Raw genomic sequence first — 18,480 nt, 5'->3', positions numbered from 1 at the left:
CCATATGGCGAACCCATGACCGATACTGTCGAACCGATCGATTATTCCAAAACACTCTATCTGCCGCAGACGAATTTCCCCATGCGTGGCGGCCTGCCCGAGAAAGAGCCACAGATCGTGGCCCGCTGGGAGGAGATGGACCTCTACAGGCAGTTGCGCGAGGATGCCGCCGGCCGCCCCAAATATGTCCTGCATGACGGCCCGCCCTATGCCAACGGCACGATCCATATCGGCCATGCGCTGAACAAGATCCTCAAGGACGTCATCACCCGCTCGTTCCAGATGCGCGGCTATGACTCGAACTATGTTCCGGGATGGGATTGCCACGGCCTGCCGATCGAATGGAAGATCGAGGAAAAATACCGCGCCGCCGGCAAGAACAAGGACGAGGTGCCTATCAACGAATTCCGGCAGGAATGCCGCGAGTTCGCGCAATCGTGGATCGACGTGCAGACGAAGGAGTTCCTCCGGCTCGGCGTGATCGGCGACTTCAAGAAGCCGTACACGACGATGAATTTCCACGCCGAGGCACGCATTGCAGGTGAACTCCTGAAATTCGCCATGTCGGGCCAGCTCTACCGCGGCTCCAAGCCGGTGATGTGGTCGGTCGTCGAACGCACGGCGCTGGCCGAGGCCGAGGTCGAGTATCAGGACTATGAGAGCGACACGATCTGGGTGAAGTTCCCGGTGGCCGCTGGCGCCTCCGATCTTGATGGCGCGTCGGTTGTCATCTGGACGACCACGCCGTGGACCATCCCCGGCAACCGTGCCGTCGCTTACTCGCCGCGCATCGCCTACGGTTTGTACGAAGTTACCGCAGCCGAAAACGATTTCGGGCCACAGGCCGGCGAAAAGCTGATCTTCGCGGATGCGCTGGCCGAAGACTGCTTCACCAAGGCCAAATTGCAGTTCCGCCGCCTGAGCGATGTAAGCGCCGATCAAATGGCGTCGATCGCGCTGGCTCACCCGCTCAAGGGTCTCGGCGGCGGGTATGAGTTCACGGTTCCCATGCTTCCCGGCGACCATGTCACCGACGATGCCGGCACAGGTTTCGTGCACACCGCTCCCGGCCATGGCCGCGAGGACTTTGACGCGTGGATGGATGCATCGCGTGATCTCGCAGGGCGCGGCATCGACACCGCAATCCCGTTCACCGTCGACGATGCCGGCTTCTTCACCAGGGACGCTCCGGGTTTCGGGCCGGGCCGCGAGGGCGGTGCCGCACGTGTTATCGACGACAACGGCAAGAAGGGCGATGCCAACAAGGCCGTGATCGAAGCGCTGATCGGCAGAAGCATGCTGTTCGCGCGGGGACGCCTCAAGCATTCCTATCCGCATTCGTGGCGTTCCAAGAAGCCGGTGATCTTCCGCAACACGCCGCAATGGTTCGTTTATATGGACAAGGAGCTCGGCGACGGCACCACGCTGCGCTCGCGCGCGCTCAACGCTATCGACGCCACGCGCTTCGTGCCGGCTGCCGGCCAGACGCGTCTGCGCGCGATGATCGAGGACCGTCCCGACTGGGTGCTGTCGCGCCAGCGCGCATGGGGTGTGCCGATCTGCGTGTTCGCCGACGAGGACGGCAATGTCCTGAAGGACGAAGCCGTCAATGCCCGCATTCTCGAAGCTTTCGAGCAGGAAGGCGCGGATGCATGGTTCGCGGAAGGTGCGCGTGAGCGTTTCCTTGGCGAGCGCGGCAACGAGCCGTGGAAGATGGTTTCCGACATTCTCGATGTGTGGTTTGATTCAGGCTCCACGCATACCTTCACGCTGGAAGATCGTCCCGACCTCAAATGGCCGGCTGACGTCTATCTGGAAGGCTCGGACCAGCATCGCGGCTGGTTCCATTCCTCGCTGCTGGAAAGCTGCGGAACGCGGGGCAGGGCGCCTTACGATGCCGTCGTCACCCATGGCTTCACCATGGACGAGGATGGCCGCAAGATGTCGAAGTCGCTCGGCAACGTGGTCGTGCCTCAGGAAGTCATGTCCAAGTCCGGCGCCGACATTCTGCGTCTGTGGGTGATGACCACCGACTATTGGGAAGACCAGCGCCTCGGCAAGAACGTGCTGCAGACCAATATCGACGCCTACCGCAAGCTGCGCAACACCATCCGCTGGATGCTGGGCACGCTTGCCCATGACGATGGCGAGGACGTGCCGCTGGCGGACATGCCGGAACTGGAGCGGCTGATGCTGCACCGGCTGGCCGAGCTCGATGAGATCGTGCGTTCCGGCTATGACGGCTTCGAGTTCAAGCGGATCACCCGTGCGCTGCTCGATTTCATGGTGGTCGAGCTGTCGGCATTCTATTTCGACGTCCGCAAGGACGCGCTCTATTGTGAAGCGCCTTCCAGCGTGAAGCGCAGAGCGGCGGTACAGGTGGTGCGCCATCTGTTCGACTGCCTGGTGAAGTGGCTTGCTCCCATGCTGCCGTTCACGACGGAAGAGGCATGGGGCGATCGCTATCCGCAGGAACGCTCCGTGCATCTTGCCCAGTTCCCCAAGGTGCCTTCCGAATGGCGCAATGACGAACTGGCCGCCAAATGGCGTAAGGTGCGGCAGGTGCGCAGCGTCATCACCGGGGCGCTCGAACTGGAGCGGGCCAACAAGACCATCGGGTCGTCTCTTGAGGCCGTTCCCGTCGTCTACGTGACAGACGAAGGGCTCCGGCAGGTTGTGAACGATGTCGATCTGGCCGAGATCAGCATCACCAGCGATCTGGTGATTTCGTCTGACGAGGCGCCTGCCGGTGCTTTCAGCCTGCGCGAAATTCCCGGCGTTGCCGTGGTGATCGGCAAGGCTGTTGACCGGAACCTGCGCAAATGTGCCCGTTCCTGGCGTTATACGGACGATGTCGGCAGCGATCCCGCTTTCCCGGATGTGTCGGCGCGGGATGCCAAAGTGCTGCATGAACTGCAGGCGCAGGGGCGCATCTGATTGTGGCTGAGGGCAGCGCGTACCGGCTACGCGTTGCCCTCGCACACAGCTTAAGGTAAAGACCACGTTTCCCGACGACAAATTGTCGCCGGATTTACCATTACAAGGACATGTTGGAATTTCGACAATGTCCGGCCGGCATCAATCAGGGGGCCGCTCTAAGTGAGTTTTTTCGGCATGACTGACAAAAACCGTGGTCGCGTGGCGTTGCTGGCTTCGTTGTCCGCTTCCGGTCTTCTGCTCGCTGGCTGTGTTTCCTCGCCAACCTATGGCACTGACAAGACCGCATCCGAGCAACTGGCGACCGATCTTACCAGTGCGCTGACATTTGCCCCCCCGAAGCGCGAAAAGATCGACTATCAGCCGCGCCCCGAACTGGTGAAACCTTCCGCTGCCCAGAAGGCCAATCTTCCCGCCCCCCAGGACAATGTCGTCACGACCGCCAGCGCACAGTGGCCCGAATCGCCCGAACAGCGCCGCGCGCGCATCCGCGCCAGTGCCACGGCCAATCAGGACAACCGATTCTATGAGCCGGAAGTGATCAACGATCTGCCGACTCAAACGTCGGCTTCCGCGAACACCTTCGTTTCAGACAAGTTCGATCCGCGTGAAAATGCCCGTATGGCAAGGGAGCAAAGCCCTGAGGTGAAGAAGCGCCTTGCCCAATCCAAGCAGGGCAGCCCCAACACGCGCCGTTATCTGAGCGAGCCGCCGCTGGATTACCGCGTCGCTTCCGCCAACGCGCCGCAGGATGAGCTTGGCGAGGACGAATATGTCAAGGAGCGCCGGCTCAAGCGTGCGGCCTCCAAGAAGGGCGGCATGTTCGACTGGCTGCCCTGGTAAACTGGCTTTCCGGTCTGATTTCGCCGGCGTCTAGCGGCGCGCCCTGAAGAAATCCTTCAGAATCGTGGCCGCTTCGGTTTCGCCGAGACCGGAATAGACGTCGGGCGTGTGATGGCAGGTTGGCTGCGCAAAAAAGCGCACGCCTGAAACGACAGCCCCTCCTTTTTCATCCGTCGCCGCGAAATAGAGCCTGCGCAGGCGGGCGAAAGAAATCGCGGCCGCGCACATCGTGCATGGCTCCAGAGTGACATAAAGATCGCATCCACCCAATCGCTCGGCCGAGAGCTTCGCCGCCGCTTCGCGAATGACCAGAATCTCCGCATGGGCGGTAGGATCGGCAAGTTCACGGGTGCGGTTACCGGCCTGAGCGACGACGACGCCATCGGCTACCAGAACCGCCCCGATCGGCACTTCGCCGCGTAACGCCGCATCCTTTGCCTGCTCAAGCGCCAGGGCCATGAAGTCCGGTCGCTTCATTCAATACGATCTCCCGCTATTATCCCCTCGCAAGCGGGGGCCTGTCCTGCTATCTAGCCCGCCAAAAGAGCAAACACCACATGACCGAAGACGACAGATCAAAACGCAGACCCGGAGCGAAGCCCGGCGGACAGAAGCCGCGCGGGCCGTCGGCCGGAAAAGGGGCTGGAAAACCGGCAGCGGGCAAGAGCTTTGCCAAGCGTCCCGGCGCGGATTCGCGCTCCGGAGGCCCGAAGCGCAAGTTCGACGCTGCAAATAGTGGCGATGGCACCAAGAAATTCGAGGGCCGGGATCGCCCGAAGCGCGATTTTGGAGGCGATGAACGTCCGGCTCGCGATTTCAGGCGCTCCGACCGTCCGCAAGCAGCGGATGCCGGTGCCGAGCGCCCCTTCCGCAAGGGGCCGCGCCCTGATGGCAAGCCGCCGTTCCGAAAGCGCGGGGATGGTGAACGTCCGTTCGCCGCTCGCGACGGGGATCAGCGCAGAAACGAACGGGGCGACAGACCGCAACGCGATTTTCGTCCAGACCGACGCCCACGCGAAGAGGGCGACCAGAGCAGCAGCGACAGCAGGTTTGCCAGAGGTCCACGCTCCGAGGGCAAACCTTTCGCGAAGCGGGAGGGGGACGGTAAACCTTTCGCCAAGCGCGATGGCACCAGGCCTTTTGTGAAGCGGGACGGGAGTGACAAGCCTTTTGCCCCGCGCGGCGAGCGTTCCGGCGGATTCAACCGGAGCGATCGGCCCAAGCGCGATTTCGCGGACGATCGCAAACCCGCGGGCGGCCAGTTCAGACCGCGGCCGCGTCCTGCAGCCGAGGAGCAGGAGAGCGGGGAGCGCATAGCCAAGCGGCTGGCGCGAGCCGGCATTGCCTCGCGCCGCGACGCTGAAGAACTGATTGGGGCCGGCCGTGTCCGCGTCAATGGCGTTGTGCTTACCTCGCCGGCCTTCAATGTTCAGGCCAGTGATGTGATTCAACTCGACGGTGTCACCATCCCGCCGATTGAGCGCACGCGGCTGTTCCTGTTCCACAAGCCTGCGGGCGTGGTCACGACCAATCGCGATCCCGAAGGACGAAAGACCGTATTCGACGTGTTGCCGGCGGAGCTTCCGCGTCTGATGACCGTCGGGCGTCTCGACATCAACACGGAAGGCCTGTTGCTGCTGACCAATGACGGCGGGCTGGCGCGGGCGCTGGAATTGCCGGCCACCGGCTGGCTGAGGCGTTACCGGGTGCGCGTCCACGGCAAGGTCGATGAGCAGGCGCTGGCCGACCTCAAGAACGGTATCGCCGTCGATGGCGTATTCTACGGCGGGGCGGAAGCAAGCCTTGAACGTGTGCAGGGCAGCAATGCCTGGATCAACATCGGCCTGCGCGAAGGCAAGAACCGTGAGGTGCGTAACATTCTTGGCGCGCTCGGCCTTGAGGTCAACCGCCTGATCCGTATCTCCTACGGCCCCTTCCAGCTTGGCGAACTGCCGGAAGGTCATGTGCTGGAGATCAAGGGACGCACGCTGCGTGACCAACTGGGTGAGCGCCTGGTCGAGGAATCCGGCGCCAATTTCGATGCCGACATCGTAAAGCCCTTCTCCAACAAGCCGGTCAAACGCGAAGAGCGTCGGGATGGCGATTTTGATGAAGCGCGTCCTGCGGCGAAGAAGTCGTCGCGCCTCGATATCGGCGAGGGCGGGCTGATCAAGCGCCGCAAGATGCGCGAAGGCAGCCGCGACGAAGCACTCGGCAAGCTCTCCACCCGGCCGGGGCCGGGGGGAGGTCAGGGCTTCGGCGGCAAGCCGCCGCGCAAGGCGGAAGGTGGCAGGGAAGGCTCCCGCAACAAGGAGCGCCCACCACTGGATCCGCCCGGCCAGCGCAGGGCCAATGTGTGGATGGCGCCTGGCGCACGTCCGCAGCGTGAGCGCGATCAGGATTCACCCGTCGACAAGCGCTCCGACGGTGGGCGTCCCCAGGATGGGCGCCCGGACCGAGGGCCTCGCAAGCCGCAGGCCGGTGGCCGCGGCGGACCGGGCAAGGGTCCGAAGAGGTCATAGGCATGCGTATCGTTGGTGGCGAGTTTCGGGGACGGCCACTGGTCACGCCTCATTCCGATTCCATCAGACCCACGACAGACCGCACGCGCGAGGCCGTGTTCAACGTTCTCGCGCATCGTTTCCCTGACAAGCTTGAGGGGGCCCGTGTTCTGGACCTCTTCGCCGGTACCGGCGCGCTCGGTCTGGAGGCTCTGTCGCGGGGCGCCTCGCATGCAGTTTTTATCGAGGAGTCTGCAGAGGGGCGGGGTCTGATCCGCACCAATGTCGAAGCATTCGGCCTGACCGGCAGGACCAAAATCTTCCGGCGCGATGCCACGGCCATCGGCAACATCGGCACCTTGTCACCGTTCGGGCTGGTGTTCGCCGATCCGCCCTATGGCAAGGGACTTGGCGAACGCGCGCTGCGCAGCGTGCGCGAAGGCGGCTGGCTGCAACCCGGCTCGTTGTGCGTTGTGGAGGAGGTCGCCTCCATTCCGTTCGATCCCGGCCCGGATTTTTCGATCATCGATGAACGCGGTTATGGCGAGACCGTGATCCGCTTCATCGTCGCTGCCTGACTTCTGCCGCGTTCGGCCTTCACACCACCCGCAATCCTTGAGATTCGGACTGCGAACAACCGGAGACTGCCATGAGATCAGACCCGAACCGCCTTCGTTCAGCGCTTCTGGCTCTTTCACTCGGGATATTCAGTTCCACCGCCTTCGCAGACACGCCAGAAAAGAAGGAATGGGCGGTTTCCCATTTCACGCTTGAAAATGGCATGGAGGTCGTCGTCATTCCCGATGGCCGCGCGCCGATCACCACCCATATGGTGTGGTACAAGGTCGGAAGCGCCGACGAGCCCCCCGGAAAATCCGGCATAGCCCATTTCTTCGAGCATCTGATGTTCAAGGGCACCAGCAACCACAAGGCCGGAGAGTTCGACCACGCCATCGCCGAGATCGGCGGCAACAACAACGCTTTCACCTCCTACGACTACACTGCCTATTTCGAAACCGTACCTTCCGACGCGCTTGAGAGCATGATGGGCTATGAGGCCGACCGCATGCGCAATCTCGTGCTCAACGACGAGGTAGTGGCTACCGAGCGTGACGTGGTGCTGGAAGAGCGCCGCTCGCGTATCGACAACGATCCAAGTGCATTGCTGGACGAGGAAGTCAGTGCAACCCTTTGGCAGAACCAGCCTTATCGCATTCCGGTCATTGGCTGGATGCAGGAGATGGAAGAGCTGAACCGCAAGGATGCGCGCGAGTTCTATGATCGCTATTACACGCCCAACAACGCGGTTCTGGTGGTTGCCAGCGATCTCGATGCCGAAACCGTGAAAGCCATGGCCGAACGGACCTATGGCAAGATCGAACGGGGCCCCGATCTGCCCGCGCGCGTTCGCCCGGTCGAACCCGAGCAGAACACCAAGCGTACGGTGACGCTGACCGACGAAAGGGTGAGCGTTCCAAGCTTTTCCTCGCAATGGGTCGTGCCTTCCTACAACACGGCAAAACCCGGCGAGGCCGAAGCGCTCGACCTCCTTTCAGAGATACTGGGCGGCGGTCTGCGCAGCCGTCTCTATCAGGAACTGGTGGTGAAGCAGGGCATCGCGGCAAGCGCCGGCGCGTCCTACAACGGCACCATGCTCGATGCCACGAGCTTTACCGTTTACGGCACTCCACGCGGAGAGGCGACGCTGGAGCAGGTCGAACAGGCGATAAACAAGCAGATCGAGCGTATCGCAAAGGATGGCGTTACCGACGACGAACTGGAAAAGGCCAAGAAGCGCTTTGTCCGGGCAACCATCTTTGCAAGGGATCGCCAGATCAGCATGGCCAACATGTATGGCAGCGCTCTGGCAACCGGGGCAACCGTGCAGGATTTGCAGGAATGGCCGGATCGAATCGGCAAGGTGACGGCAGAGGAGGTCAGTGCCGCTGCGGTGCGCTATCTCCAGCCATCGATTTCCACCACCGGATATCTTCTGCCGACTATCAAAGCCGGGAATTAAGCGCATGCAAAAGCTTTCGATTTCTCTCAGGCAGGCCGGCGCGCTCGTCGCTGGCACATTGTTCTTGTTGTCTCTTGTCGTGCTGCCCGTACAGGCGGACGTGAAGATTCAGGAAGTCCGCTCGGAAAAAGGCGTCACTGCCTGGCTGGTGGAAGACTACACCGTCCCGATCGTCACCACGCGCTTCGTCTTTCAGGGCGGCAGCAGTCAGGATCCTGTCGGCAAGGAAGGCCTCGCCAACCTGATGAGCGGTTTGTTCGATGAGGGCGCCGGCGATCTCGACAGCAATGCTTTTCAGGAAAAGCTCGATGACGTCGGTGCTGAAATGCGCTTTTCGAGCACCCGCGACGGCATTTATGGCACCGTTCGCGTTCTGGCCGAGGACAAGGATGCGGCTTTCGATCTGCTGCGTCTGGCCATCGAGAAGCCGCGTTTCGACCAGGGTCCTGTCGACCGCATCCGTAGCCAGTTGCTGACAGGCATCGATGCTGCCGAGCGTGACCCGAACGATCAGGCCAGAAAGCAATGGGCGCGTGCCGTCTATGGCGAGCACCCATACGCCCGCCCGGACGAAGGCACGAAGGAAAGCCTTGCGGGCCTGTCGACCGATGATCTGCATGCCTTTCACGACAGCCAGTTCGCCCGTGATGGCTTGTATGTCGCGGTTGTTGGAGCAATCGACGCCGAAACCCTGAAGCGCGATCTCGACCAGCTGTTCGGCAATTTGCCGGAAAAGCAGAAGTCCGTTCCGGTCGCGCGTGTCCAGCCCAAACTCGACCAGCAACTGAAGGTCGCCTACGATCTTCCCCAGACATCGATCCAGATGGCTTTTCCGGGGCTTGAACGCACCGAGCCAGACTTCTTCGCTGCCGTTCTGATGAACGAAATCCTGGGCGGCGGAACATTCACGTCGCGCCTGTTCAAGGAAGTACGCGAGAAGCGTGGGCTGGCTTATTCGGTCGGCTCCATGCTTTCAAATCGTCGCTATTCGGAAACGCTGGGCATCAGCACGGCGACGAGATCGGACCGCGCCGCTGAAACCGTGGAAGTCATCCGCAGCGTGATCCGGCAGATGGCGCAGGAGGGACCGACGGAGGCTGAACTTGAGGCCGCCCGCAAATATCTGATTGGCGCCTATGCGATCAACAATCTCAATTCTTCCGGGGCGATCGCCTCCACTCTGGTGGAACTGCAGGTGACCGGACTTGGCAGGGATTACATCGAACGCCGATCGGCCCTTCTGGAAGCGGTCACCGTTGCCGATGTCAAAAAGGTTGCGGCCAAACTGCTTTCGGGCGAACCAGCTGTCATGGTGGTGGGGCCGGATGTCGAGAAAGTACAGGCTGAATGAGCCCCACCTTCGGCATCGCATTTGGCGGTGGCGGTGCCAGAGGCCTGGCCCACATCCATATCGTCGAGGCCTTCGATGAACTGGGGATCAGACCGGTTTCTATCGCCGGATCGTCCATAGGGGCGATCATCGGCGCTGCCATGGCTTCCGGCATGACCGGAAAGGAAATCCGCGACTATTGCCGCTCCATCCTGTCGAAACGCTCGGAAGTGGCCAGCCGCATATGGCAGTCACGCCCTGGCAGCCTTGCCGAGCTCATGAAGGGCGGGCTGCATGTCAGCCAGTTCAACATCGAGCGGATCCTGAAGGCATTTCTGCCGGCATCTATCCCCGATAACTTTGGCGGATTGCAGATTCCGCTGAAAATCACAGCTACCGATTATTACGGTCATAGCCTGGCGGTGCTGGAGGATGGCGATCTTCTGTCGGCGATCGCTGCATCCGCAGCCATACCCGCTCTGTTCAGGCCGGTCATCCGCGACGGGCGGTTGCTGATCGACGGTGGCATCTACAACCCCATCCCGTTCGATCTGATCAGTCATGAAGCGGACATCGTCGTGGCTGTCGACGTCATTGGCGTGCCGGTCGAAAACGGATCGCGACGCCCGACCTCGGTCGACCTGATGTTCGGTGCGACGCAATTGCTGATGCAGTCGATCATCGACAACAAGCTGACGCAGGTGCGTCCCGACGTTATCATATGCCCGCCGGTTTCCAGGTTCCGTGTGCTCGATTTCCTCAAATTCGATGCGGTGATGAAGGAAACGGCTTCCATCAAGGAAGAGACCAAGCGCAGGATCGACGAGGCCCTGAAGGCGCGTTACGAGCCCAAAAAGCATTGATGCCCATGAAAAAGCCGGCCGAACTGCCTTCGCCATTGCGAAAGCACGGTGCCGACAATAGATGGAAGCTCGAAAGTCGCCATCTCACCCTTCATGGGATCATCTCGATATGACTGACAAGATCGACGCCGCGAAGCTGACAGACCGTGTTTCGGCGCTGGTGGAAGCGGCCAGAAAGGCCGGTGCGGATGCAGCCGATGCGGTCGCCATTCTGAGCAGGTCGACGGGCGTTTCGGTGCGGCTTGGCAAAGTCGAGGAAACCGGCGCATCGGAAAGCGAGGATGTGTCGCTGCGCGTCTTCGTCGGCAAGCGCGTCGCAAGCGTTTCTGCAACTGCCGAATCGGATCCCGCCACGTTGGCTGAAAGAGCCGTATCCATGGCGAAGGTTTCGCCGGAGGACCCTTATCAGGGTCTTGCCGATCCCGCACTTCTGGTTCGCCACCCTGCCGATCTCGACCTGTTCGATGCGACCGAGATTTCTCCCGACCGGCTGAAGGAGGATGCTCTGGCTGCGGAAGCAGCGGCACTTGCCGTCAGCGGGGTGAGCAACTCCTCCGGCAGCAGCGCCGGTGCGGGCATGGGCGGGCTGGTTCTGGCCGCCTCCAACGGCTTTGTCGGCCACTATGCCGTAACCCGCTTCTCCCGCTCCACAAGCGTGATCGCCGGGGAGGGCACCGGCATGGAGCGGGACTATGAATTCTCTTCCCGTCAGCATTTTGAGGATCTGGAGTCTCCGCAAGATATCGGCCGCAAGGCCGGGGAACGCGCAGTCCGGCGACTGGGCGCACGCAAGGCCACCACCGGCACGGTGAATGTGATCTTTGACCCGCGCGTGGCGCGCGGCATCGCCGGTCATCTGGCCGGGGCGATCAACGGGGCTGCGGTTGCCCGAAAGACCAGCTTTCTGCGTGACATGATGGGGCAAAAGATTGCCAATGCCGCGATCACCGTGACCGATGATCCCCTGCGCCGGCGGGGCCAGTCCTCCCGTCCTTTCGACGGCGAGGGCGTGTGTGGCGAGAAGCTGGTGATGGTGGACAACGGCGTTCTCAACCATTGGCTGCTTTCGCTCTCCACTGCAGCGGAGCTCGGCCTCACCACCAACGGGCGGGGTTCCCGCAGCGGCTCTTCGGTCTCTCCCTCGTCCAGCAATTTCGCGATCGAAGCAGGGGCGGCGTCGCCGCAGGATTTGATCGCCAGCCTGAAATCCGGATTTTATGTCACGGAAGTGTTTGGGCAGGGCGTGAATATGGTGACCGGCGAATACAGCCGCGGCGCCTCCGGTTTCTGGATCGAGAACGGCGAACTGGCTTATCCCGTTTCCGAGGTGACGATCGCTTCCAACCTGAAAGACATGTTCATGAACATGGTTCCGGCCAGCGATCTGGACCGCAATTTCGGGACGGCCGCGCCGACATTGCTGATCGAAGGGATGACCCTTGCCGGAAGCTGACAAACGCGACCTTCCAGACCCCCAGGAGGATCTGACGCTGCTTCTGGAAGCGGCACGGGAAGCCGGTGAGATTGCCATGGGCTATTTCGGTAAGGACCCACAGGTCTGGATCAAGGAAGGGTCTTCACCGGTCAGCGAGGCTGATTACGCCGCCGACAGATACCTGCGTGAGACGCTTCTGAATGCGCGGCCGGGATATGGCTGGCTTTCGGAGGAAACCGCCGATGATCTGAAGCGGCTGGATGCTCCGCGCACTTTCGTGGTGGATCCCATCGACGGCACCCGCGCCTTCATCGCCGGAAATCCGACATGGTGCGTCAGCATCGCGGTGGTTGAAGAGGGCCGGTCGCTGGCAGGCGTGCTCGACTGTCCCGCCAAGGGTGAAATCTTTTCCGCCACAACCAGCGGCGGCGCTTTCCTTGACGGCAAGCGCATTGCCGTCAGGACGGCTGGCTCATCGCCGGAAATAGCCGGTCCCAAAGACATGATCGATGAGCTTCCGAAGGATCTGATCGCGCGCGCCAGCAAGGTCGGCTATGTGCCGTCTCTGGCCTACCGTATCGCCATGATTGCCGCCGGCCGCATCGATGCCAGCTTCGTCAAACCCGACTCTCATGACTGGGACCTCGCCGCGGCCGCGCTCATTCTTGAAGAGGCTGGCGGCAAGCTTATTGCCGAAGATGGATTGCCGCCACGATTCGCCGATGAGATGATCCGGCATGGCGCGCTGGTCGCTGGCAGCAACGAGCTTCTTGACGAGCTTTATGCCGTGATCGCCAAACCGGAAGGTCGCGCACCACATTTCCCGGTTTAGGCATCGCTAAAGGTTTAATTGTCGGCCGGTTTGGATTAGACCGGGCGCGGTGTTTTTCAGTAAGAGGACGGATATGAGCAGCGGTGATGACAGGCAGCTTCTGCATCTGGTGTTCGGCGGCGAACTGAAGGAACTCGGAAGCAATGAATTCCGTGACCTCAATGCGTTGGATATTGTGGGAGTTTACCCAAATTATCAGGCTGCTCAGGCAGCATGGAAATCCAAGGCGCAGGCGAGCGTGGACAACGCACACATGCGTTATTTCGTGGTGCATCTGCACAGGCTGCTCGATCCCGATAACAAGGCCGACGCCTGAGCATGGAGCAGGACGCCGCACCGGCTGAGGCGCAAGCGCCTGCTGTGCCTGGAAAGCGCCAGACGGCGTTGAAGCGGCTGTGGCGTCGCATTCGTCAGCCGCTCGCACGGTCGCGCTTTACCAAGGCTGTGCTGACCAGTCTCCTTTCCTGGTTTCTGCGTCTGGTCAGGCTGACCAATCCTTTGACCCGCGGCTCTACCGTCGTTGCCGATGGCGAATATGAGCATCTGCAGCCGGGAATTATCGCATTGTGGCATGGCCAGCACCTGATGGCGCCGGTTTTCTATCCGAAAGGACGCCCGCTGGTCGCCATGGTGTCACGCAGTGCCGACGCCGAGCTGAATGCGCTTGTGGTCGAAAAATTCGGGATCGAAGCCGTTCGCGGCTCAGGCGGCCGCGACAACACCCGCCATCTCGACAAGGGCGGCGCCAAGGCTCTTATTGCCCTCAAAAAGTCGCTGGTAGCTGGCAAGAATGTGGCCATGATTGCAGACATTCCACACGGCACCCCGCGCGACGCAGGGCTGGGTGTCATTTTGCTGGCGCGTCTTTCCGGGCGCCCGATCCTGCCGGCCGCCATGACCACCAGCCGCCGCAAGGTGCTGGAAAAAAGCTGGGACAAGACCACCATCAATCTGCCTTTTGGAAGATCGTCCTTCGTGATCGGCACGCCTGTCTTCGTTACCAAGGATGCGGATGATGCTGAAATGGAACGCAAGCGTCAGGAACTGACGGCATCGCTCAACGAAGCTACGGCAAAAGCCTACGCCCTGGTGGATACAGCGCAATGAGCGAACGTGCGGCCCGAACCCTGTTGACGCTCTACCGATATGCGGGTGCTGCCGCGTTTCCCCTGATGGGACCTTATGTTGCCTGGCGTGCCTCGAATGGCAAGGAAGACAAGGGCCGCTCAAAAGAGCGCTATGGCATTGCAGGACAGCAGCGCCCGGATGGTCCCCTGATCTGGTTCCATGCCGCCAGCGTCGGCGAAACCATCGCCATCGTGCCGCTCGTGCAGACGATCCTGAGCTATGGCGTCAATATCGTGCTGACGACAGGCACAGTAACATCCGCCAAAGTTGTGCGCGAAAGGCTGGGTGACAGCGTCATTCACCAGTATGTGCCTCTGGATATCAAGCCGGCCGTCAGCCGCTTCCTCAATCACTGGCACCCTGACCTCGCGATCATTGCGGAATCCGAGATCTGGCCCATGACCATACTCGAACTCGGTGCGCGCAACATTCCGCAGGTGCTGGTCAACGGACGCATGTCGGACAAGTCGTTCGCATCATGGACCAAGCGTGCAAGTCTTGCCGAGGCTCTGTTCGAGAATTTTTCGCATGTGGTGGCGCAGTCCGAGATCGACGGCGAACGCTTCCGCACGCTGGGCGCACGTCCGGTGAGCGTGTCGGGCAACCTCAAGGTGGATACGCCGCCGCCGCCGGTCGATGAAAAAGCACTGCTGGTTCTCCAGCGCCAGATTGGTGCGCGGCCGACCTGGGCCGCGGTTTCCACCCATGACGGCGAGGAAAAGATGGCGGCCGAAATTCATGCCGCGCTGCGCAAGCGCCATCCTGGCCTGCTGACGATCGTGGTGCCGCGTCATCCGGCCAGAGCCGATGAGCTGGCGCAGGAGATCGGCGCCATGGGCCTGCGGCTGGTGCGGCGCAGTTCCGGCGAGCCCGTCGCGGCCGATACCGATATTCTGCTGGGCGACACGATCGGCGAGATGGGGCTTTATCTTCGGCTGACGGAAATTGCCTTCGTCGGCCGTTCGCTGTCTTCCACAGGAGGGCAAAACCCGCTGGAGCCGGCGATGCTGGACACGGCGATACTGGCGGGACGCGACGTCCAGAACTTCCGCGAAGCCTACAAGAATCTGATCGATGCCGGCGGTGCCAAGCTCGTGCGTGATCGCAACATGCTTGCAGGGGCCGTCAATTATCTGCTGGCAAATCCGGATGCCAGACAGGGCATGATGGTTGCCGCAGCGACGACAGTGCAGAACATGCGTGGGGCACTGGCCGCCACGATGAAGGCACTGGAGCCGTTCATTCATCCTCTGATCGTGCAGTCGAGATTGCACCGGGCAGGCAAGGGCTGACACATGGCCAGCGAAGCACCGCCTTTCTGGTGGGAAAAACCGGACTGGCGCGCTGTGGCGCTTTCGCCGCTGGCTGCTACCTATAGCTTCGTTGCAGGCCGCAAGCTGCGCAATGCACGCCGCGAAAAAATGCCTGCACCTGTGCTGTGCATCGGCAATTTCACTGTCGGCGGCACCGGCAAGACCCCTGTCGCGATCGCTTTCGCCGAACAGGCCCGCGCCATGGGCTTTGCGCCCGGCATTCTGTCGCGCGGGCATGGCGGCGGATTTTCAACCCCGCATGTGGTCGACCCCCATCACGACGCGGCGAAGCATGTGGGCGACGAACCATTGCTTCTGGCCGCGCATGCACCTGTTGCAGTAACCGCTAACCGCGCCGCCGGCGCCCATCTTCTGCTGGAGCAGGAGGGCTGCAACTTCCTCATCATGGATGATGGTTTCCAGAGCGCCCGCATCCACATCGATTATGCGCTATTGGTGGTCGATTCCCGTCGCGGATTGGGCAATGGCAAGGTCATTCCCGCCGGACCGCTGCGGGCAAAGGTTGTCGATCAGCTCGTCTATACGGATGCCCTGTTGCGAATGGGCGATGGCAGCGCCGCTGATGGCGTTGTGCGTCAGGTGGCACGAGCCGGAAAGCCGGTTTTCGATGCCGGCTTGCAGCCGCTCGATGGCGAACGGTTCGCGGGACGCCGCTTTCTCGCCTTCGCAGGCATCGGTCACCCGGAAAAATTCTTCGACACGGTAATGAGGGCAGGGGCGACGGTCGTGCAGGCCCGCCCGTTTCCCGATCACCATTTCTATGATGCCGATGAACTGGCCGGGCTGTTGTCCTCGGCGAAGGCCGAAGGTCTTGAGCTGATCACAACGGCGAAGGATGCGGTGCGGCTCCGCCATGGCGCGGTGGGGCCGGAATTTCTGGACAAGCTGAATGTCCTGGAGGTCGCCACGGTGTTCGACCAGCCGCATACGCCGGTTCGCATCATCAACGAAACGGTGGAAGCCTGGAAATTACGGCGACTTGCCGGATAGCGGTGTTACTTTGAGCGATCGCGCAGTTGCGGGTTCATCTCAAGTTCGCGCTCGAAAGACACTTTTGCGCTCACATAAGGTTCCTGCCGCTCGACGCTCCAGTATCTCAGCTCGTCGAGCGTGATGTTTTCGCCGGTGACAGCGCAGCGAACGAACGAGCCGGGGCTGGTGACCTGAAAGTCGCCATCCAGATAGCGGATGCGGGCCTCGCGGCTGCCGGGCCCTTCAAAACGGTTCATCATGGAAATCTGCCAGTTGAATTGATCTTTCATCGCCGCAAAAAGTGGCAAGGTCAAGTTCGCGCTCTTTATCGCCGGCCGAACAACCGCTCGATATCGGCAAGCTTCAGTTCGATATAGGTCGGCCGGCCATGATTGCAGGTGCCGGAACCGGGCGTGGCTTCCATCTGCCGCAACAGGGCGTTCATTTCCTCGGGTTTGAGCCGGCGCCCGGAGCGCACCGAGCCGTGGCAGGCCATGGTCGCTGCGATGTGATGAAGCCGCTCCGTGAGTGTTTCGGTGGTGTCGTGATCGGCGATTTCATCCGCCAGATCACGGACCAGTTGCTGCACGTCGACTTCACCCAGCATGGAAGGGGTTTCCCGTACCGCAACCGCGCCGGGGCCAAAGCGCTCCAGCCTCAGCCCGAAGCGCTCCAGAGTTGGGGCATGGACAGCGAGCCGCTCTGCGTCGTCCTGCGGCAGATCGACGATCTCCGGCAAAAGCAGCATCTGGGAGGGCACTGCCCGCGAATGCAGCGCATTTTTCAGCGCTTCATAGACCAGCCGCTCATGCGCTGCGTGCTGGTCCACGATGATCAGCGAATCCTGCGTCTGGGCGACGATGTAATTTTCGTGAACCTGCGCCCGCGCCGCGCCCAGAGCGGTTGCTTCCAGCGCTTCATCTGCCTCGGCAAGGCCTGCGCGCGCATCGGCACTCGCTGCCGTCATCGGCGTAAAGCTCGCCTGATCGCTCTCGGAAAACCGGCTGTTGGAATCGAGCGGACGATGAGGAGAGCCCCGCAGATCGAAATTCGCCGCCCTGTGCGTGGGCGCCTGTCCGCCAAAGGAGAAAGCCGGGCCGGCTCCGGTCGAGGGTGCGGGGCCGGAACGAAAGGCCGCCATCATGCCGGCGGCTCCCGTTGTCGCCGCCCGAACACCTGCTTCCGCCAGCGCCTGACGGATCGATCCCACGATCAGGCCACGCACGAGGCCGGGATCGCGGAAGCGCACATCGGCCTTCGCGGGATGAACATTAACGTCCACTGTGGCGGGATCGACGCTGAGGAAAAGCACGGTCACGGCGTGTCGGTCGCGTGGCAGAACATCGGCATAGGCACCGCGTATCGCACCTGCAAACAGCTTGTCGCGGATCGGGCGCCCGTTCACATAGGCATATTGCTGGAGCGCGTTGGCCCGGCTGTAGGAGGGTATGGAAACATAGCCCTGAAGATGCACGCCCTCGCGCATGGCATCGATGGGAATGGCGTTCTCTGCGAACTCACGCCCCATCACCTGCGCGATACGCTCCAGCCGGCCCTCTAGCGTATCGCCGGTGGCCGGCAGGTCGAGCGTCGAGCGGTCAGCGCCTGCCAGTGTGAAGCGCACGGCAGGAAAGGCAATGGAAATGCGCCGGATGATGTCGCTCGTCGCGGAACTTTCCGCGCGCTCGGTCTTCATGAATTTGAGCCGGGCAGGGGTGGCGAAGAACAGGTCCCGTACTTCCACCGTGGTGCCGCGATTGGCCGGGGCCGGGCGCACCGGAGCGATGCGGCCGCCTTCGACTGCGATTTCCGCGCCGCTTTCGCTGTCTTGTGCCCGCGAGCGGATCGAAAGCCGGGCCACCGATCCGATGGAGGGCAGCGCCTCGCCCCGGAAGCCCAGCGAGCGGATGTCATGGATGTCGTCGGCAAGCTTGGAGGTGCAGTGGCGGCCGATGGCCAGAGGCAGTTCCTGCTCGCTCATGCCCGATCCGTCATCGGTGACGCGGATCAGGTTGAGCCCGCCGCCACCGGTGACGATCTCGATACGGGCAGCACCCGCGTCGAGTGCGTTTTCAACGAGTTCCTTGACCACCGAGGCAGGGCGTTCGATCACCTCGCCGGCAGCGATCTGGTTGATCATGGTTTCGGGGAGCTGATGAATGCGCATGCCCGCATGATAGCCGGATTCTTCCCTGCAGCGAAAGCGATCCAGCCCTTCCACCCCCAGCCAAATCGGTGCGAATGCCAATGCGGATAATCTCTGAATTCATTGCCCGACCCCACGA

Annotated in this window: 16 protein-coding genes; 13 read left to right on the top strand and 3 right to left on the bottom strand. The window is 61.8% G+C overall.

Going from position 1 to position 18,480, the window contains the following annotated elements; all coding sequences use genetic code 11:
* The first annotated feature begins 15 nt into the window (after positions 1 to 15).
* Entirely contained in the window at positions 16 to 2,937 is a 2,922-nt protein-coding gene (ileS, locus tag AC5XE7_RS02320; RefSeq protein WP_495364312.1) for an isoleucine--tRNA ligase, read from the top strand.
* A 177-nt stretch (positions 2,938 to 3,114) separates the two neighbouring features.
* The gene (locus AC5XE7_RS02315) at positions 3,115 to 3,780 is read left to right on the top strand and encodes a hypothetical protein (protein WP_495364313.1); all 666 of its coding nucleotides are present in this window, start codon (positions 3,115 to 3,117) and stop codon (positions 3,778 to 3,780) included.
* A 30-nt stretch (positions 3,781 to 3,810) separates the two neighbouring features.
* Here AC5XE7_RS02315 and AC5XE7_RS02310 read toward each other — a convergent pair whose 3' ends face one another.
* Complete coding sequence (locus AC5XE7_RS02310; protein WP_495364314.1) at positions 3,811 to 4,257, bottom strand: nucleoside deaminase; 447 nt, start codon at positions 4,255 to 4,257, stop codon at positions 3,811 to 3,813.
* A gap of 80 nt (positions 4,258 to 4,337) precedes the next feature.
* Between AC5XE7_RS02310 and AC5XE7_RS02305 the strand changes: the two genes are divergently transcribed.
* The 11 genes from AC5XE7_RS02305 to lpxK all read left to right on the top strand — a co-directional run bounded on the left by AC5XE7_RS02305 (position 4,338) and on the right by lpxK (position 16,213).
* Complete coding sequence (locus AC5XE7_RS02305; protein WP_495364315.1) at positions 4,338 to 6,302, top strand: pseudouridine synthase; 1,965 nt, start codon at positions 4,338 to 4,340, stop codon at positions 6,300 to 6,302.
* A gap of 2 nt (positions 6,303 to 6,304) precedes the next feature.
* Positions 6,305 to 6,859: a 16S rRNA (guanine(966)-N(2))-methyltransferase RsmD gene (rsmD, locus tag AC5XE7_RS02300; RefSeq protein ID WP_495364316.1), complete on the top strand. Its 555-nt coding sequence runs from the start codon at positions 6,305 to 6,307 to the stop codon at positions 6,857 to 6,859.
* A gap of 71 nt (positions 6,860 to 6,930) precedes the next feature.
* A complete protein-coding gene (locus AC5XE7_RS02295; protein WP_495364317.1) occupies positions 6,931 to 8,301 on the top strand; it encodes a M16 family metallopeptidase in 1,371 nt (456 codons plus the stop codon).
* 4 nt (positions 8,302 to 8,305) lie between these two features.
* Entirely contained in the window at positions 8,306 to 9,652 is a 1,347-nt protein-coding gene (locus AC5XE7_RS02290; RefSeq protein ID WP_495364318.1) for a M16 family metallopeptidase, read from the top strand.
* Positions 9,649 to 10,494: a patatin-like phospholipase family protein gene (locus tag AC5XE7_RS02285; protein ID WP_495364319.1), complete on the top strand. Its 846-nt coding sequence runs from the start codon at positions 9,649 to 9,651 to the stop codon at positions 10,492 to 10,494. The genes AC5XE7_RS02290 and AC5XE7_RS02285 overlap by 4 nt, the downstream gene beginning before the upstream one ends.
* A 109-nt stretch (positions 10,495 to 10,603) precedes the next feature.
* Positions 10,604 to 11,947 carry a TldD/PmbA family protein gene (locus tag AC5XE7_RS02280; protein ID WP_495364320.1) on the top strand — a complete coding sequence of 448 codons (1,344 nt, stop codon included), beginning with the start codon at positions 10,604 to 10,606 and terminating at the stop codon, positions 11,945 to 11,947.
* On the top strand, positions 11,934 to 12,761 hold the full coding sequence (locus AC5XE7_RS02275; RefSeq protein WP_495364321.1) for a 3'(2'),5'-bisphosphate nucleotidase CysQ: 828 nt from the start codon (positions 11,934 to 11,936) through the stop codon (positions 12,759 to 12,761). Before AC5XE7_RS02280 ends, AC5XE7_RS02275 begins: the two co-directional genes overlap by 14 nt.
* Before the next feature lie 73 nt (positions 12,762 to 12,834).
* On the top strand, positions 12,835 to 13,077 hold the full coding sequence (locus AC5XE7_RS02270; RefSeq protein ID WP_495364322.1) for a DUF4170 domain-containing protein: 243 nt from the start codon (positions 12,835 to 12,837) through the stop codon (positions 13,075 to 13,077).
* Positions 13,078 to 13,079: 2 nt separating this feature from the next.
* Positions 13,080 to 13,868, top strand: a complete 789-nt coding sequence (locus tag AC5XE7_RS02265; RefSeq protein WP_495364323.1) for a lysophospholipid acyltransferase family protein — start codon at positions 13,080 to 13,082, stop codon at positions 13,866 to 13,868.
* The gene (waaA, locus tag AC5XE7_RS02260; protein WP_495364324.1) at positions 13,865 to 15,181 is read left to right on the top strand and encodes a lipid IV(A) 3-deoxy-D-manno-octulosonic acid transferase; all 1,317 of its coding nucleotides are present in this window, start codon (positions 13,865 to 13,867) and stop codon (positions 15,179 to 15,181) included. Before AC5XE7_RS02265 ends, waaA begins: the two co-directional genes overlap by 4 nt.
* A 3-nt stretch (positions 15,182 to 15,184) precedes the next feature.
* Complete coding sequence (gene lpxK, locus AC5XE7_RS02255; RefSeq protein WP_495364325.1) at positions 15,185 to 16,213, top strand: tetraacyldisaccharide 4'-kinase; 1,029 nt, start codon at positions 15,185 to 15,187, stop codon at positions 16,211 to 16,213.
* A 5-nt stretch (positions 16,214 to 16,218) separates the two neighbouring features.
* Here the strand turns inward: lpxK and AC5XE7_RS02250 are convergent, their stop codons facing one another.
* Both AC5XE7_RS02250 and mutL read right to left on the bottom strand, forming a co-directional pair.
* A complete protein-coding gene (locus AC5XE7_RS02250; protein ID WP_183830088.1) occupies positions 16,219 to 16,455 on the bottom strand; it encodes a DUF2093 domain-containing protein in 237 nt (78 codons plus the stop codon).
* Positions 16,456 to 16,520: 65 nt separating this feature from the next.
* On the bottom strand, positions 16,521 to 18,362 hold the full coding sequence (mutL, locus tag AC5XE7_RS02245; protein WP_495364650.1) for a DNA mismatch repair endonuclease MutL: 1,842 nt from the start codon (positions 18,360 to 18,362) through the stop codon (positions 16,521 to 16,523).
* Positions 18,363 to 18,480: the final 118 nt, after the last annotated feature.

The sequence above is a fragment of the Aquamicrobium sp. YD-1-mutant5 genome (assembly GCF_059509755.1).
Note: the sequence above shows the minus strand (reverse complement) of the source record. Positions and strands in the feature narration are given on the sequence as shown.

What these genes read in the sequence shown, in the direction of transcription:
- ileS (WP_495364312.1), top strand. Translation starts at nt 16, where the DNA reads ATGACCGATACTGTCGAACCGATCGATTATTCCAAAACACTCTATCTG.
- AC5XE7_RS02315 (WP_495364313.1), top strand. Translation starts at nt 3,115, where the DNA reads ATGACTGACAAAAACCGTGGTCGCGTGGCGTTGCTGGCTTCGTTGTCC.
- AC5XE7_RS02310 (WP_495364314.1), bottom strand. Translation starts at nt 4,257, where the DNA reads ATGAAGCGACCGGACTTCATGGCCCTGGCGCTTGAGCAGGCAAAGGAT.
- AC5XE7_RS02305 (WP_495364315.1), top strand. Translation starts at nt 4,338, where the DNA reads ATGACCGAAGACGACAGATCAAAACGCAGACCCGGAGCGAAGCCCGGC.
- rsmD (WP_495364316.1), top strand. Translation starts at nt 6,305, where the DNA reads ATGCGTATCGTTGGTGGCGAGTTTCGGGGACGGCCACTGGTCACGCCT.
- AC5XE7_RS02295 (WP_495364317.1), top strand. Translation starts at nt 6,931, where the DNA reads ATGAGATCAGACCCGAACCGCCTTCGTTCAGCGCTTCTGGCTCTTTCA.
- AC5XE7_RS02290 (WP_495364318.1), top strand. Translation starts at nt 8,306, where the DNA reads ATGCAAAAGCTTTCGATTTCTCTCAGGCAGGCCGGCGCGCTCGTCGCT.
- AC5XE7_RS02285 (WP_495364319.1), top strand. Translation starts at nt 9,649, where the DNA reads ATGAGCCCCACCTTCGGCATCGCATTTGGCGGTGGCGGTGCCAGAGGC.
- AC5XE7_RS02280 (WP_495364320.1), top strand. Translation starts at nt 10,604, where the DNA reads ATGACTGACAAGATCGACGCCGCGAAGCTGACAGACCGTGTTTCGGCG.
- AC5XE7_RS02270 (WP_495364322.1), top strand. Translation starts at nt 12,835, where the DNA reads ATGAGCAGCGGTGATGACAGGCAGCTTCTGCATCTGGTGTTCGGCGGC.
- AC5XE7_RS02265 (WP_495364323.1), top strand. Translation starts at nt 13,080, where the DNA reads ATGGAGCAGGACGCCGCACCGGCTGAGGCGCAAGCGCCTGCTGTGCCT.
- waaA (WP_495364324.1), top strand. Translation starts at nt 13,865, where the DNA reads ATGAGCGAACGTGCGGCCCGAACCCTGTTGACGCTCTACCGATATGCG.
- lpxK (WP_495364325.1), top strand. Translation starts at nt 15,185, where the DNA reads ATGGCCAGCGAAGCACCGCCTTTCTGGTGGGAAAAACCGGACTGGCGC.
- AC5XE7_RS02250 (WP_183830088.1), bottom strand. Translation starts at nt 16,455, where the DNA reads ATGATGAACCGTTTTGAAGGGCCCGGCAGCCGCGAGGCCCGCATCCGC.
- mutL (WP_495364650.1), bottom strand. Translation starts at nt 18,362, where the DNA reads ATGCGCATTCATCAGCTCCCCGAAACCATGATCAACCAGATCGCTGCC.